Below are 15117 nucleotides of genomic sequence, written 5' to 3'. Positions count from 1 at the left end.
TTGTGGCTGGTCGCGCAGTTCCCCGCGCCCCTAAAGGGGCGCTGTGGTCGACCAGTGGTACAAGGTCATCGCCACGCTTGTCGCCAGGTTGTAGCTGGAGACCTGGGGGCGCATCGGTAGGGACACCAAGTGGTCGGTGCGGGTGCGTAGTTCGGCCGAGAGGCCGCTGCGTTCCGAACCGAAGGCCAGGACGGCGTCGTCCGGGAGCTTCATGCCCCGGATGTCGTCGCCCTCCGGGTCGAGGGCGAACACCGGGCCCGGCGGCAGTTCGGCCACCGTCAAGCGTTCCACGGCGGTCGCGTAGTGCAGGCCCGCTCCGGCGCGTACGACCGTGGGGTGCCAGGGGTCGAGCGTGCCGGTGGTGACCACGCCGGTCGCTCCGAAACCGGCGGCGAGCCGGATCACGGCACCCGCGTTGCCCAGGTTGCGCGGGTTGTCGAGGACGATCACCGGCGCGCTGCGGGGTGTGTGCCCCAGCGTCCGGAGGTTGGCCTCGCGCGCGGGGCGTACCGCCAGCGCGGCCACCGCTGTCGGGTGGGGGCGCGGTACGAAGGAGCGGTACGTGGGCTCCGGGACCTCCGTCAGCAGGGCGTCCAGGGTGTCCCGTACGTCGGGGGCCAGGTCGTCGGCGAGGGCGAGCGCCGCCTGTCGGTCCGTGGTGACCGCCAGCGGGACCTCGGCGCCGAAGCGCAGCGCGTGCTTGAGGGCGTGGAAGCCGTCGAGCAGCACGGAGGTGTCGGCGAGCCGGTGCCAGTCGGCCGCTGCGGGGTGGGTCATGCGGTGAAGCCTACGTGGCTGTGCTCGGGGTTCTCCGGGGCCCGCGGCTCCCCCGGATCCGCGTCCGGCACCGCAGGGCCGCGCCGCGTGAACCAGCGTCCACGCGCGCGTGCCGCCCAGCCGCCGAGCCGGCGCAGGAACGACGTCGGCAGGAAGACCGCGTCCGTCGCGATCATCGCCAGGGAGAAGAACGGCAGCCCCAGGAGCACGGCGATCACCGCGTGCTCGGTCATCATCAGGGCCAGCAGGACGTTCTTGACCCGCCGGTTGAAGAGGGTGAACGGGAAGGCGACCTGCACGATCACCGTCCCGTAGGTCACGAGCATCACCATCGTGCCGCTGGAGGACAGCACGTCGGCGAGGCCGGGCCAGGGGGAGAAGTAGTCGAGGTGGAGCGGGTAGTAGACGGCGGTGCCGTCCTGCCAGCGGGAGCCCTGGATCTTGTACCAGCCGGCCGTGGCGTAGATCAGACAGGCCTCGGTCGCGATGACGAGCAGGGCGCCGTTGTGGATCACGTTCGCGACGACGTCCAGCAGCACCCGGGGCTCGTACGACTTCGCGTAGCGCCCGACGGCCCACCACAGGGCCTGCGCCAGCCAGACGCACCACAGGAGCGCGGGCACGAACCAGTCGCTGTCGAACCGGCCCGCCGAGGTCACCGCGACGAGCACCGCCCCGAGGGCCACCCACAGGACAGGCCCCAGCCGATCGGTAATCCGCCCCCCACGCGCGCGTGCGGCCCGGCGGGCGTCGAGGGACCAGACCTGGCCGCAACGGGTGAACACCAGGTAGAGGGACATCAGGTGCAGGACGTTGTCGCCGCCGTCGCCCATGAAGACGCTGCGGTTCTGCAGCGAGAGGACACCGACCATGAAGAGCACCGATGTCGTGCGGGTGCGCCAGCCCAGCAGGAGCAGGACGCTCGCCAGTACGGCGAGGGCGTACACCGTCTCGAACCAGAACTGTCCGTCCGACCACATCAGGGCCGTGAACGCGCCGTTGTCCGCGATCAGTTGGCGGGCGAGGTCCCAGCTCCAGGGGCCCTCGGGGCCGTAGAGCTCCTGGCGGTGGGGCAGTTCGCGCAGCAGGAACAGCAGCCAGGTCGCGGCGAAGCCGATGCGGATCACGGCGCTCTGGTACGGGCCGAGGGCCGACTCCGTGACGCGGGCGATGCCGCGGGAGACCGACGGGGCGAAACCGCTCACCGGACACCTCCCGCGCCCTCGTCCGCCGGAACCGTCCACCAGGGCAGCGTGCGGTACTGGGGCGTGGTCGACACCTGCTCGTCACTCCACTCGGGCGGGGGCACGTTGGTGGTGACGGAGCGGACCTGGACGCGCCGGACGGTGCCGCCCGCTCCGGCCGCGTCGTCCCGGCCCAGGCGCAGCACGACGATGCGCCGCAGATACGTCTCGGCGAGCGTGCCGCGCACGCCGATCGCTTTGTTGCCGGCGTCGTGCGTGGCGGTCAGGAAGTCCCAGGCCCGGCGCAGCTCGTTCTGCTCGGTGTGGCTCGGCAGCAGATTGCCGTCGATGGCCGCGCCGTCCTCGGCCGAGAGGTCGTACCAGCCGGTCGTACGGGTCGCACCGGCCGCGGTGCGGATGTCGGCACGCACCTGGACCTGGATGTTCTGCTGCAAGGGGTTCGGCGCGAACAGCTTCCAGTTCTGCTCGAACTCCGGGTAGATCCATTCGTCGATCGCCTTGCCGTGCTGCTTCGTCACCGTGTTCGAGGGCGCGACGTGCAGGAACACCATCCCGAGATGGACCAGGGCGGCGACCGCGACGACCGCGACCGCCAGCGCGGCGCCCACCTGGTAGCGCAGGGACAGCGCGGCGACTCCTACGGGCGGGTCCGGTGCGGGCGGAGGCGGAGGCGGGGGTGCGGGCTGCTGCGCGGGCACGTGCGGCCCCGAGGGGGAGGCGACCGGCGTCTCCTCCCCCTCGGGGGCGTTCGAGCCTCCGTCGTTCGCGTCCATTCCGCCCCGTCTCCGATTCCGGTCCGTCGGACGGAACGGTACTCAGCCCCGCGCTCCGGGCACAGTCCCGATCCTCACAGGCCGTGCACGTTGGCATGTTGTCCGTGGGACGACCGGCCGACCCGTTCCCTTCTTCTAGAACGTGTTCTATCTTGACGCTCCGTCAGATCAGGTCTTGCGGAAGGACGGGAACCGTGGACTTCACCTTCAGCGAGGAGCAGCAGGCGGCGGCCGAGGCGGCGGCGGGGGTGTTCGCCGACGTCGTGCCGGACTCCGTGCCCAGTCCGGCGGACACCACGGGCGCCGTCGCCGAGGACTTCGACCGGGCGCTGTGGACCAGGCTCGCCGAGGCCGACCTGCTGAGCCTGCTGCTCGACGAGGAGTACGGCGGCGCGGGCCTGGACGCCATCGCCCTCTGTCTGCTGCTGCGGGAGTCCGCGAAGGTGCTGGCCAGGGTGCCGCTCCTGGAGAGCAGCGCCGCCGCGGCGGCCGTACAGGGCTTCGGCAGCAAGGAGCTGAGGGCCGGCCTGCTCGCGCGGGCGGCCCGCGGTGACCTCGTGCTGACCGTCGCCGCGCACGGGCGGACCGGTCACGACCCGGCCGAGCTGGCCGTGACGGCACGGCGGGACGGCGACCGGTGGCTGCTGGACGGGGTGCAGACGGCGGTGCCGTGGGCGTACAACGCGGACCTGGTCGTCGTACCGGCGCACACGGACGCCGACCGGAGCGTGCTCGCGCTGGTGGCCCCGGACCGGGACGGCGTCGTACTCGCCGAGCAGATCTCCACCACCGGCGAGCGGCTCGCCGAACTGCGCCTGGAGTCCGTGCCGATCGCGGTGGTCGACGTCATCGACGCCGACGGCGCCTGGGAGTGGCTGCGCGACCTGCTGACCGCCGGCACCTGCGCGCTGGCCCTCGGGCTCGGCACCGCCGTCCTGCGCATGACCGCCGAGTACACCGGCAAGCGCGAGCAGTTCGGGTTCCCGGTCGCGACCTTCCAGGCCGTCGCCGTGCAGGCCGCCGACCGGTACATCGACCTGCGCGCGATGGAGGCCACGCTGTGGCAGGCCGCGTGGCGCATCGCCTCGGGCGCACCGGGCGCACTGCCCGCCGCCGCGGACCTGGCGGTGGCCAAGATCTGGGCGGCGGAGGGAGTACGACGGGTCGTGCAGACCGCGCAGCATCTGCACGGAGGGTTCGGCGCCGACACCGAGTACCCCCTGCACCGGTACCACGCCTGGGCCAAGCACCTGGAGCTGTCGCTCGGCCCGGCGGCGGCACACGAGGAGGCACTGGGGGATCTGCTGGCGGCCCATCCGCTCGCCTAGGGGCGGCTGGAGTCGGCTTGGGTGCCCTGAAGCCCCGAAGTCCTAGTCCTAGTCCTAGTCCTAGTCCTAGTCCTAGTCCTAGAGAACGAAGCCCGGTTCGCCCTCGTCCGTGACGACCGGGCGGCCCGCGGCGGCCCAGACCTGCATGCCGCCGTCGACGTTCACGGCGCCGATGCCCTGCTGGGTCAGATAGTTCGTGACCTGGGCGGAGCGCCCGCCGGAGCGGCAGATCACATGGACCCTGCCGTCCTGCGGCGCCGCCTCGGTCAACTCGCCGTACCGGGCCACGAATTCACTGAGGGGGATGTGCAGCGCCCCCGTGGCGTGACCCGCCTGCCACTCGTCGTCCTCGCGGACGTCCAGCAGGAAGTCGCCGTCCTTGAGGTCGCCGACCTCGACCGTGGGCACACCAGCTCCGAAACTCATGCCCCGACGCTACCCGAAGGGCCTTCCGACGCGTGCGGCTGCGAGAGCAGGTTCGCCAGCTCCGCCTCCCGCTCGGCGACCTGAGCGAGCAACTGCTCGGCGATCTCGTCGAGGAGACGGTCCGGGTCGTCCGGGGCGATCCGGAGCATGGAGCCGATGGCGCCCTCCTCCAGTTCCCGGGCGACGAGGGTGAGCAGTTCCTTGCGCTGGGCGAGCCATTCGAGGCGGGCGTAGAGCTCCTCGCTGGGGCTCGGGCCGCGCTCCGCCGGGGCGGGTCCCGCGGCCCACTCCTCGGCCAGTTCGCGCAGCAGCGGGGCGTCGCCGCGGCTGTAGGCGGCGTTGACCCGGGTGATGAACTCCTCACGCCGCTTGCGCTCGTCGTCGTCCTGCGCCAGATCGGGGTGGGCCTTGCGGGCCAACTCGCGGTAGAGCTTGCGGGCCTCCTCACTGGGGCGCACCCGCTGCGGGGGCCGGACCGGCTGGTCCGTGAGCATCGCCTCGGCCTCCGGGAACAGGCCGCTGCCGTCCATCCAGCCGTGGAACAGCTCCTCGACCGCGGGCATCGGCATCACCCGGGCCCGCGCCTCGTCCGCCTTGCGGATGTCCTCAGGGTTGCCGGTGCGTGCGGCCAGGGCCTCGGCGATCTGCGCGTCCAGCTCGTCGAGCCGGGAGTACATCGGGCCGAGTTTCTGGTGGTGCAGCCGGGAGAAGTTCTCGACCTCGATGCGGAAGGTGTCCACGGCGATCTCGTACTCGATCAACGCCTGCTCGGCGGCCCGCACGGCCCGCTCCAGCCGCTCCTCGGGGCGGGGCGCAGCAGCGTCCACCGGGCCGGTGCCGATCGTGTCGTCCGCGGGGCCGGTGCCGACCGCGCCGTGCCCAGGGTCGGTACCGGACGCCTCATCCGCCGGGCCGGTGCCGGTCGTATCGTCCGCAGGGCCGGTGCCGGCCACGCCGTTCGCCGGGTCGGCGCCGGCCGCACCGTGCACAGGGCCGGTGCCGGCCACGCCGTCCACAGGTCCGGTGTCGGCCGCTCCGCCCCCGCTGTCCTCGCGCGCGGCACCCTCGCCCGCCGCGGCTCCGGCGGCGGACGGCACCTCGGCGCCCGCCTGCTCCGGCACCGGTTCTCCGACGGGCGCGGACTGGGACTGCTCAGCTTCCGGGGTCGTCACCCGACCAGCGTAGGCCACGGCCGCCCCGCGCCTGTGGACAGTCGGCCGCCGAGCACTCGGCCGACAGGTCCCGGCAGGCCGCGAACAGCGTGCGCGGGCGGCTCCACCGGGACCTCACACCCCCAGCTCCGCCTCGATCCGCCCCGACCGCACGGCCGCCACCAGTTCCGCGTGGTCCGCCTCGGTGCGGTCGGCGTAGGCGACGGCGAACGTCGCTATGGCCTCGTCCAGTTCGTCGTTCTTGCCGCAGTACCCGGCGACCAGGCGCGGGTCGGCGCTGTGGGCGTGGGCGCGGGCGAGGAGGGCGCCGGTCATCCGGCCGTAGTCGTCGATCTGGTCGGCGGCGAGGGCGGCGGGGTCGACACTGCCCTTGCGGTTGCGGAACTGCCGTACCTGGAACGGCAGTCCGTCGACCGTCGTCCAGCCCAGCAGGATGTCGCTGACGACCTGCATCCGCTTCTGCCCGAGCACCACGCGCCGGCCCTCGTGCGCGACGGACGGCGCGTCGAACCCGGCGGTCAGCAGATGCGGCACCAGCGCCGAGGGGCGGGCCTCCTTGACCTGGAGGACGAGCGGTTCGCCGCGGTGGTCGAGGAGCAGCACGACGTACGACCGGGTGCCGACGCTGCCCGTGCCGACGACGCGGAAGGCGACGTCGTGCACGGTGTGCCGGGCGAGCAGCGGGAGGCGGTCCTCGGAGAGCGTGTCGAGGTACTCCTCCAGCGATGCCGCGACCGCCGCGGCCTCCTCGTCCGGGATCCGGCGCAGCACCGGTGAGGCGTCGACGAAGCGGCGCCCGCCGTCCTCGGCGGCCTCGGTGGACTTGGCCGCGAACCGCCCGCTGGTGTTGCCCCGCGCCTTCTCGGAGACCCGCTCCAGCGTGCCGAGCAGGTCGCGGGCGTCGGCGTGGGAGACCAACTCCTCGTCCGCGATGGCGTTCCACGCGTCCAGCACCGGGAGCTTCGCCAGCAGCCGCATGGTGCGGCGGTAGGAGCCCACCGCGCCGTGCGCCGCCGTACGGCAGGTGTCCTCGTCGGCGCCGGCCTCCCGGCCCGCGAGCACCAGGGAGGCGGCGAGCCGCTTGAGGTCCCACTCCCAGGGGCCGTGCACGGTCTCGTCGAAGTCGTTCAGGTCGATGACCAGGCCGCCGCGGGCGTCGCCGTAGAGGCCGAAGTTGGCCGCGTGGGCGTCGCCGCAGATCTGGGCGCCGATCCGGGTCATGGGGGTGCGGGCGAGGTCGTGGGCCATCAGGCCTGCCGAACCGCGCAGGAAGGCGAAGGGGGTGGCCGCCATCCGGCCCACCCGTATCGGTGTGAGCCCGGGGATACGGCCGCGGCCGGACTCCTCGACGGCGGTCACCGCGTCGGGGCGGGAGCCGTCCAGGTCGAGCGCGGCGTGCGCGCTGCGCGGGACGCTCTCCCGCAGCGCCCGGCCCTCTTCCTTGGGCGATCCCTCCACCGGCCAGGTGGCGAAGCCCCGCACTCCGGGCAGCCTGCGCCCCACACCGATTCCGGCCTCGGTCATACCGACCGCCTCCCCCGCACTTGCGCGCACACGAACATCAACTCGCGACGACCGTACAGCGGGTGGCGAAAACACGTCAGACCCTGTGGACAACTCGGGACCTGTGGACAGCGCCGTGCCTGTGGAAAACCCACGTGGCCTCAGCAGCCCCCCGACTCCCACCCCTCGGGCAGATGCACCTTGGCCCACTCGCCGAGTTCCCGGAGCGCCGGGTTCAAGGCCTTGCCGGCCTCGGTCAGCCGGTACGAGACGCGCAGCGGCGGGCCCTCGTCGACCTCGCGGACGAGCAGGCCGGCGGCGCCGAGTTCGGTGAGCCGGTCGGAGAGCATGCGCTCGCTGATGCCGGGGATCGCCCGGCGCAGGTCGGAGAAGTGCATGGGCTGTGCCATCAGGACGGCCACGATCGGCCCGGTCCAGCGCTTTCCGAACAGCTGGAAGACACGGGTGATGCCCTTGTCGACCTGCTTGCACAGGTCCGTGCCGTGTTCCTGCTCGACCGTCATGGCTTCAGGGTACTGCCCTCCCGAACGGAGGTGAAAAAAAGTAAGTACCTGTGTTATTCATAGTCGAGTACGAAACTTCAGCTGCTGAGCAAAATGTTAGCTCGCGAGTCCAGCCCCCCTGGAGACCACCATGGCCACGCTTCTGCACATCGACTCCTCCGTGTTCCCCGCCGGCGCCTCCGCCTCCCGCGCGGTCACCGACGCCTTCCGCACGTCCTGGGAGGAACAGCACCCGGAGGGCACGGTGATCCACCGCGACCTCGCCGCGCACCCCGTCCCGCACATCACCGCCGACGCCCACACCGCCGGCTTCGCCGACCCGGCCACGCACACGCCCGAGCAGGCGGCGGCCTTCGCGGAGCGCGTGCGGCTCATAGAGGAGCTGGAGCAGGCGGACGCGGTGCTGATCGGCGCCCCGATGTACAACTTCGCCATCCCCTCGACCCTGAAGGCCTGGCTGGACAACGTGATCCTCATGGGCCGCACCGCGGGCACCGAGGACTCGAAGATCAAGGGCACCCCGGTCACCGTGATCGCCAGCCGCGGCGGCGCCTACGGTCCCGGCACCCCGCGCGAGGGCTTCGAATACGTGCAGACCTATCTCCGCGCGGTCTTCGTCGACGCCCTCGGCACGGAACTGGAGTTCATCGTCCCGGAGCTCACCATGGCCCCGCAGAACCCGGCGATGTCCAACCTGGTCCCCCTCTACGAGGCGTCCCGCGAGCGCGCCCTCGACGACGCGGCGGCCAAGGCCAAGGAACTGGCGCAACGGCTCGCCGCCTGAGGCAGGCCCAGACCTGTGATTGTCCTCACCCGAGGTGAGAACTGCACAAGAAGAAGCCCCCCAGGTCCGAGACCTGGGGGGCTTCCGTTGTGCGCGAGGGGGGAGTTGAACCCCCACGCCCTTTCGGGCACTGGAACCTGAATCCAGCGCGTCTGCCTATTCCGCCACCCGCGCATTGGGTGTGTCCTCGGGCTGTTCCCCCAAGGGGCTGGCGCCTTCCGACATGCAGAAGATTAGCACGGTGCCCGGGGTGGATTCACATCCCTTATCCGCACCCCGTGACCTGGCCCGGGGACCACCGGGGACCCCTTCCGAACACCCCGGCCCCCTCGCTACGTATCAACGTGGGCCGGTTCACGTATCAACCTCGTACCGGTAGCGGCCATCTCCCCAGGAGGCGGGCAAGGTCCACAGTCAGGTGCGGGACACTTGTCTGCGGCCCCCTCTACGATCCTGGGCAGGAGTAGTGCAGAAGGAGTTCGACGGGCCGACAAGGGGGAACCAGCCGATTTACCGGCGCGTGGATACGATCAGTAAGCAGTACCAAGGCAGCCGGCACGGCAGTCGGCACGACAAGCAGTGCGGCCACGACGGAGGAGGTGCCCCATGGGAGTCCTGAAGAAGTTCGAGCAACGCCTCGAAGGTCTGGTCAACGGCACCTTCGCCAAGGTGTTCAAGTCCGAGGTCCAGCCCGTCGAGATCGCCGGCGCGCTCCAGCGCGAGTGCGACAACAACGCGACGATCTGGAACCGCGACCGGACCGTCGTACCCAATGACTTCATCGTGGAGCTGAGCACGCCGGACTTCGAGCGGCTCAGCCCCTACTCCGGCCAGCTCGGCGACGAACTCGCCGGCATGGTGCGCGACTACGCCAAGCAGCAGCGCTACACCTTCATGGGACCCATCAAGGTCCACCTGGAGAAGGCGGAGGACCTCGACACCGGTCTGTACCGGGTGCGCAGTCGTACGCTCGCCTCCTCCACCAACCAGCAGGCACCCGGCACCCCCGCTCCGGCGGCACCGCCGGCCGCGGGACGGCCCGGCGGCTACGGCTATCCGCCCGCCGCCGCCCCCGCGGGCGCGCCGCCCATGCCGCCCTCGCCGCCGCCGGGCCGTGGTTCCGCGCCGTATCTCCAGTCGGCCCCGGCCGCCCCGGCGCCCGGCGTGCGGATGCGGTACTGGGTGGAGATCAACGGCGCCCGCCATCAGATCTCCCGCGCGACGTTGGTGATGGGCCGCAGCACCGAAGCCGACGTGCGGATCGACGACCCCGGCGTATCGCGCCGGCACTGTGAGATCCGGACCGGAACGCCCTCGACGATCCAGGATCTCGGGTCCACCAACGGCATCGTGGTGGACGGGCAGCACACCACCCGCGCTACGCTCCGCGACGGCTCGCGGATCGTCGTGGGCAGCACCACCATCATTTACCGGCAAGCCGAAGGGTGAAGCGGGGGCAATGTCAGAGCTGACCCTCACGGTCATGCGGCTGGGTTTCCTGGCCGTACTGTGGCTGTTCGTGATCGTGGCCGTGCAGGTCATCCGCAGCGACCTGTTCGGAACGCGTGTCACACAGCGCGGCTCGCGACGGGAAGCCGGACGGCCGCAGCAGCAGGCCGCCCGGCAGGCGGCGCCTCCGCAGCAGCGCCAGCAGCAAGCGAGCGGGGGCGGCCGGCGGGGCCGTAACGCCCCCACCAAACTCGTCGTCAGTGAGGGAATCCTCACGGGTACGACCGTCGCCCTCCAGGGCCAGACCATCACCCTGGGCCGGGCGCACGATTCGACGATCGTGCTGGACGACGACTACGCCTCCAGCCGGCATGCCAGGATCTACCCGGACCGCGACGGCCAGTGGATCGTCGAGGACCTCGGATCGACCAACGGCACGTACCTGGACCGGTCCCGGCTGACGACCCCCACACCGATTCCGCTGGGCGCGCCGATCCGCATCGGCAAGACCGTCATCGAGCTGCGGAAGTAGTGCCACGTCATGAATGAGCGCGAGCGGAGCGAGCACGCACCGGCGGACCGCCTGGCGGACCCCGGCGCGCTCCCGACCGGAGGGTGGGCACCGTGCGGATGTACCCGGAGCCGACGGGCGAGGTGCGCATGAGTCTGTCACTGCGCTTCGCCGCCGGATCGCACAAAGGCATGATCCGCGAGGGCAACGAGGACTCCGGCTACGCCGGTCCACGTCTCCTCGCGATCGCCGACGGGATGGGCGGCCAGGCCGCCGGTGAGGTCGCCTCCTCCGAGGTGATCTCGACCATCGTCTCGCTCGACGACGACGTGCCCGGCTCCGACATCCTCACCTCGCTCGGCACCGCCGTGCAGCGGGCCAACGACCAGCTGCGGATGATGGTCGAGGAGGACCCCCAGCTGGAGGGCATGGGGACCACCCTGACCGCCCTGCTGTGGACCGGGCAGCGGCTCGGCCTCGTCCATGTCGGGGACTCCCGCGCCTACTTGCTGCGCGACGGCGTGCTGACCCAGATCACGCAGGACCACACCTGGGTGCAGCGCCTCGTCGACGAGGGCCGGATCACCGAGGAAGAGGCCACCACCCACCCGCAGCGCGCGCTCCTGATGCGCGCGCTCGGCAGCGGCGACCACGTCGAGCCGGACCTGTCGATCCGTGAAGTCCGCGCCGGCGACCGGTACTTGATCTGCTCCGACGGGCTGTCCGGAGTCGTCTCCCACCAGACGATGGAGGACACCCTCGCCAGCTACCAGGGCCCCCAGGAGACCGTGCAGGAGCTGATCCAGCTCGCGCTGCGCGGCGGCGGCCCCGACAACATCACGGTGATCATCGCCGACGTCCTGGACCTCGACACCGGCGACACCCTCGCCGCGCAGCTGTCGGACACCCCGGTCATCGTCGGCGCGGTCGCCGAGAACCAGCTCCACCTGCACGACAACGGCATCATGCAGACCCCGGCCGGACGCGCCTCCGGGCTCGGCCGCCAGGTGCCCGGACAGGGCGGCGGGGGCGGCGAGTTCGGCCCGCCCGGCTCCGGCGACACCACCGGATACGTCCCCACGGGCAGCTTCGGGGACTACACCGACGACGACTTCGTGAAGCCCTCCAAGGGCCGCAAGTGGCTGAAGAGATCCTTCTACACCGTGCTCACGCTGGCCGTCATCGGCGGCGGTCTCTACGGCGGCTGGCGCTGGACGCAGACGCAGTACTTCGTCGGCACCAACGGCGAGCACGTGGCGCTCTACCAGGGCATCAGCCAGGACCTCGCCTGGGTCTCGCTCTCGAAGGTGGAGAAGGACCACCCCGAGATCGAACTCAAGTACCTGCCGCCCTACCAGCAGAAGCAGGTCAAGGCGACGATCGCCGAGGGCGGTCTCCAGGACGCCCAGAAGAAGATCGCCGATCTGGCCGTCCAGGCGTCCGCGTGCAAGAAGGAGGCCCAGCGCGCGAGCGCCTCGGGCACGACCGGCACGGCGACGGGTCAGGGCCAGGCCGGCGGCACCACGGGAACCACCAGCACCTCCCTCACGTCCAAGGCCACGCCGTCACCTTCGGCCTCGACGTCCCCGTCCCCGACCAAGTCTGCAACTCCCAGCCCCGGTCCCAGTCTTTCGGAGGAAGAGCAGCAGGTCGTCTCGCAGTGCAGCAAGCAATAGGCAAGCCGTGAGAGGCCCCGTCACACGATGAGCAGTTCTACCAATTCGCCGACGCACCACACGTCCACGATCGGCGCCATCGGCGCACCGAGCAGACGCAACACCGAGTTGGCGCTGCTGCTGTTCGCGGTCGTCATCCCGGTCTTCGCGTACGCCAACGTGGGCCTGGCCATCAACGACAAGGTGCCGACCGGGCTGCTGAGTTACGGCCTGGGCCTCGGCCTGCTGGCCGGCGTCGCACACCTGGGCGTCCGCAAGTTCGCGCCGTACGCGGACCCGCTGCTGCTGCCGCTGGCCACTCTGCTCAACGGCCTCGGGCTCGTCGTCATCTGGCGGCTCGACCAGTCGAAGCTGCTCCAGTCCATCGACCAGGCGGGCAGCGCCGCGCCCCGGCAGCTGCTGTACACCGCGCTGGGCATCGCGTTCTTCGTCGTCGTGCTGATCTTCCTCAAGGACCACCGCGTCCTGCAGCGCTACACCTACATCTCGATGTTCGCCGCCCTGGTGCTGCTCCTGCTCCCGCTGGTGCCCGGCCTCGGCGCCAACATCTACGGCGCCAAGATCTGGATCAAGATCCCCGGCCTCGGCTCCCTCCAGCCCGGCGAGTTCGCGAAGATCGTCCTCGCGATCTTCTTCGCCGGCTATCTGATGGTGAAGCGCGACGCGCTCGCGCTGGCCAGCCGCCGCTTCATGGGCCTGTACCTGCCGCGCGGCCGCGACCTCGGCCCGATCCTGGTGGTCTGGTTCATCTCGATCCTGATCCTGGTCTTCGAGACCGACCTGGGCACCTCGCTGCTGTTCTTCGGAATGTTCATCATCATGCTGTACGTCGCCACCGAGCGGACCAGCTGGATCGTCTTCGGTCTGCTGATGTCCGCGGCCGGCGCGGTCGGTGTGGCCAGCTTCGAATCGCACGTCCAGCAGCGTGTGCAGGCCTGGCTGAACCCGATGAAGGAGTACACGCTCAGCCAGCAGGGTGTGGGCGGCCACTCCGAGCAGTCGATGCAGGCCCTGTGGGCCTTCGGCTCCGGCGGCACCCTCGGCACCGGCCTCGGCCAGGGCCACTCCGACCTCATCCGGTTCGCCGCCAACTCCGACTTCATCCTCGCCACCTTCGGCGAGGAACTGGGCCTGGCCGGCATCATGGCGATCCTGCTGATCTACGGCCTGATCGTGGAACGCGGTGTGCGCACCGCGCTCGCCGCCCGCGACCCCTTCGGCAAACTGCTCGCCATCGGCCTGTCCGGCGCCTTCGCCCTCCAGGTCTTCGTCGTGGCCGGCGGTGTCATGGGCCTCATCCCGCTGACCGGTATGACCATGCCCTTCATGGCCTACGGCGGTTCCTCCGTGCTGGCCAACTGGGCCCTGATCGGCATCCTGATCCGCATCAGCGACACCGCCCGCCGGCCGGCCCCCGCGCCCGCCCCCAGTCCCGACGCCGAGATGACCCAGGTGGTCCGCCCGTCATGAACAAGCCCCTGCGCCGGATCGCGCTCTTCTGCGGTCTGCTGGTCCTCACCCTGCTGTTGCGCGACAACTGGCTCCAGTACGTCAAGGCCGACGGCCTCAAGGACGACCCGAAGAACCGCCGGGTCACCATCGCCCGCTACTCGACCCCGCGCGGCGACATCATCGTGGACGGCAGCCCGATCACCGGTTCCACCGAGACCAGCACCTCCGGGCTGAACGACCTCAAGTACAAGCGCACCTACAAGAACGGCGCGATGTGGGCGCCGGTCACGGGATACGCCTCGCAGGCCTTCGGTGCCAACCAGCTGGAGTCCATCGAGGACGGCATCCTCTCCGGCACCGACGACCGGCTCTTCTTCCGCAACACCCTCGACATGATCACGGGCAAGGACAAGTCGGGCGGCGACGTCGTCACCACCCTCAACGAGGCCGCGCAGAAGGCCGCGTGGAACGGTCTGACGAAGCAGGGCGGCAAGGGCGCGGTCGTCGCCCTCGACCCGTCCACCGGCAAGATCCTGGCGCTGGCGTCCTACCCGTCGTACGACCCGTCGACGTTCGCCGGGAACTCCACCACCACGGACGCCAAGGCCTGGCAGAAGCTGCAGAAGAAGTACGACCCGAACGACCCGATGCTCAACCGGGCGCTGCGCGAGACCTACCCGCCGGGCTCCACCTTCAAGGTGGTCACCGCGGCCGCCGCCCTGGAGAACAACCTGTACTCGTCCGCCGACACGGCGACCGACTCGCCGCTGCCCTACATCATGAAGGGCACCACGACCGAGCTGAAGAACGAGGGCAACATCCCCTGCAAGAACGCGACCCTGCGGGAGGCGCTGCGGGTCTCCTGCAACAGCGTGTTCGGCAAGATCGGCGCCGACCTCGGCAACGCCAAGATGCTGGCCGAGGCGAAGAAGTTCGGCTTCGACTCCGAGCAGTTCACCCCGATCCGCTCCAGTGCCTCGGTCTTCTCCGACAACATGAACTCCTCGCAGACCGCGCTGTCCTCGATCGGCCAGTTCAACACCGCGGCGACCCCGCTGCAGATGGCCATGGTCGCCTCGGCGGTCGCCAACGACGGCAAGCTGATGAAGCCGTACATGGTCGACAAGCTCCAGTCGTCGAACGTCGACACCATCGCGCAGACCGAGCCGCAGGAGCTGAGCCAGCCGCTGTCGTCGAAGAACGCGCAGATCCTGCAGTCGATGATGGAGACGGTCGTCAAGGACGGCACCGGCCAGAAGGCACAGATCGACGGCGTCACGGTCGGCGGCAAGACGGGTACCGCCCAGCACGGTGTCGCCAACAGCGAGAACCCGTACGCCTGGTTCCTGTCCTACGCCAAGCTCGCCGACGGCAGTTCGCCGGTGGCCGTGGCCGTGGTCATCGAGGACTCCAGCGCCAACCGTGACGACATCTCCGGCGGCGGCCTCGCGGCCCCCATCGCGAAGAGCGTGATGGAGGCGGTCATCAACAGCAAGAAGTGACCCCGCTCACGTCCCCTTCACATCGGTGCACGTTG

14 protein-coding genes and 1 tRNA gene are annotated in these 15117 nt (G+C 70.5%); 7 read left to right on the top strand and 8 right to left on the bottom strand.

Going from position 1 to position 15117, the window contains the following annotated elements; genetic code table 11:
* Positions 1-30: 30 nt before the first annotated feature.
* The 3 genes from ACIBJH_RS20475 to ACIBJH_RS20465 are packed head-to-tail and all read right to left on the bottom strand — an operon-like array spanning position 31 to position 2755.
* A complete protein-coding gene (locus tag ACIBJH_RS20475) occupies positions 31-777 on the bottom strand; it encodes a TrmH family RNA methyltransferase (RefSeq protein ID WP_399118236.1) in 747 nt (248 codons plus the stop codon).
* Positions 774-1982: an HTTM domain-containing protein gene (locus tag ACIBJH_RS20470; protein ID WP_399118235.1), complete on the bottom strand. Its 1209-nt coding sequence runs from the start codon at positions 1980-1982 to the stop codon at positions 774-776. The genes ACIBJH_RS20475 and ACIBJH_RS20470 overlap by 4 nt, the downstream gene beginning before the upstream one ends.
* On the bottom strand, positions 1979-2755 hold the full coding sequence (locus ACIBJH_RS20465) for a DUF5819 family protein (protein WP_399118234.1): 777 nt from the start codon (positions 2753-2755) through the stop codon (positions 1979-1981). Before ACIBJH_RS20465 ends, ACIBJH_RS20470 begins: the two co-directional genes overlap by 4 nt.
* Before the next feature lie 194 nt (positions 2756-2949).
* On the opposite strand from ACIBJH_RS20465, the gene ACIBJH_RS20460 reads away from it, so the two are divergent.
* Positions 2950-4083: an acyl-CoA dehydrogenase family protein gene (locus ACIBJH_RS20460; RefSeq protein WP_399118233.1), complete on the top strand. Its 1134-nt coding sequence runs from the start codon at positions 2950-2952 to the stop codon at positions 4081-4083.
* 78 nt (positions 4084-4161) lie between these two features.
* Here ACIBJH_RS20460 and ACIBJH_RS20455 read toward each other — a convergent pair whose 3' ends face one another.
* The 4 genes from ACIBJH_RS20455 to ACIBJH_RS20440 form a co-directional block, all read right to left on the bottom strand.
* Entirely contained in the window at positions 4162-4491 is a 330-nt protein-coding gene (locus tag ACIBJH_RS20455; protein ID WP_399118608.1) for a rhodanese-like domain-containing protein, read from the bottom strand.
* Positions 4492-4505: 14 nt separating this feature from the next.
* Entirely contained in the window at positions 4506-5351 is an 846-nt protein-coding gene (locus ACIBJH_RS20450; RefSeq protein WP_399118606.1) for a J domain-containing protein, read from the bottom strand.
* A 444-nt stretch (positions 5352-5795) separates the two neighbouring features.
* Positions 5796-7205 carry a DUF2252 domain-containing protein gene (locus ACIBJH_RS20445; RefSeq protein ID WP_399118232.1) on the bottom strand — a complete coding sequence of 470 codons (1410 nt, stop codon included), beginning with the start codon at positions 7203-7205 and terminating at the stop codon, positions 5796-5798.
* Between the two features lie 140 nt (positions 7206-7345).
* Entirely contained in the window at positions 7346-7708 is a 363-nt protein-coding gene (locus tag ACIBJH_RS20440) for a winged helix-turn-helix transcriptional regulator (RefSeq protein ID WP_399118231.1), read from the bottom strand.
* A 130-nt stretch (positions 7709-7838) separates the two neighbouring features.
* Between ACIBJH_RS20440 and ACIBJH_RS20435 the strand changes: the two genes are divergently transcribed.
* Entirely contained in the window at positions 7839-8492 is a 654-nt protein-coding gene (locus tag ACIBJH_RS20435) for an FMN-dependent NADH-azoreductase (protein WP_399118230.1), read from the top strand.
* A 90-nt stretch (positions 8493-8582) separates the two neighbouring features.
* Here the strand turns inward: ACIBJH_RS20435 and ACIBJH_RS20430 are convergent.
* A tRNA-Leu gene (locus ACIBJH_RS20430) sits at positions 8583-8666 on the bottom strand.
* Between the two features lie 432 nt (positions 8667-9098).
* Here ACIBJH_RS20430 and ACIBJH_RS20425 point away from each other — a divergent pair.
* The 5 genes from ACIBJH_RS20425 to ACIBJH_RS20405 all read left to right on the top strand — a co-directional run bounded on the left by ACIBJH_RS20425 (position 9099) and on the right by ACIBJH_RS20405 (position 15082).
* On the top strand, positions 9099-9941 hold the full coding sequence (locus tag ACIBJH_RS20425) for an FhaA domain-containing protein (protein ID WP_399118229.1): 843 nt from the start codon (positions 9099-9101) through the stop codon (positions 9939-9941).
* 10 nt (positions 9942-9951) lie between these two features.
* Positions 9952-10473 carry an FHA domain-containing protein gene (locus ACIBJH_RS20420; RefSeq protein ID WP_200713818.1) on the top strand — a complete coding sequence of 174 codons (522 nt, stop codon included), beginning with the start codon at positions 9952-9954 and terminating at the stop codon, positions 10471-10473.
* Between the two features lie 98 nt (positions 10474-10571).
* Positions 10572-12128, top strand: a complete 1557-nt coding sequence (locus ACIBJH_RS20415) for a Stp1/IreP family PP2C-type Ser/Thr phosphatase (protein WP_399118605.1) — start codon at positions 10572-10574, stop codon at positions 12126-12128.
* 27 nt (positions 12129-12155) lie between these two features.
* Positions 12156-13598 carry an FtsW/RodA/SpoVE family cell cycle protein gene (locus ACIBJH_RS20410; protein ID WP_399118228.1) on the top strand — a complete coding sequence of 481 codons (1443 nt, stop codon included), beginning with the start codon at positions 12156-12158 and terminating at the stop codon, positions 13596-13598.
* Complete coding sequence (locus ACIBJH_RS20405; protein ID WP_399118227.1) at positions 13595-15082, top strand: peptidoglycan D,D-transpeptidase FtsI family protein; 1488 nt, start codon at positions 13595-13597, stop codon at positions 15080-15082. Before ACIBJH_RS20410 ends, ACIBJH_RS20405 begins: the two co-directional genes overlap by 4 nt.
* The last annotated feature ends 35 nt before the right edge of the window (positions 15083-15117 follow it).

Origin of the sequence: Streptomyces sp. NPDC050548, assembly GCF_044457385.1 — a bacterium.
Taxonomy (GTDB): domain Bacteria; phylum Actinomycetota; class Actinomycetes; order Streptomycetales; family Streptomycetaceae; genus Streptomyces.
Note: the sequence above shows the minus strand (reverse complement) of the source record. Positions and strands in the feature narration are given on the sequence as shown.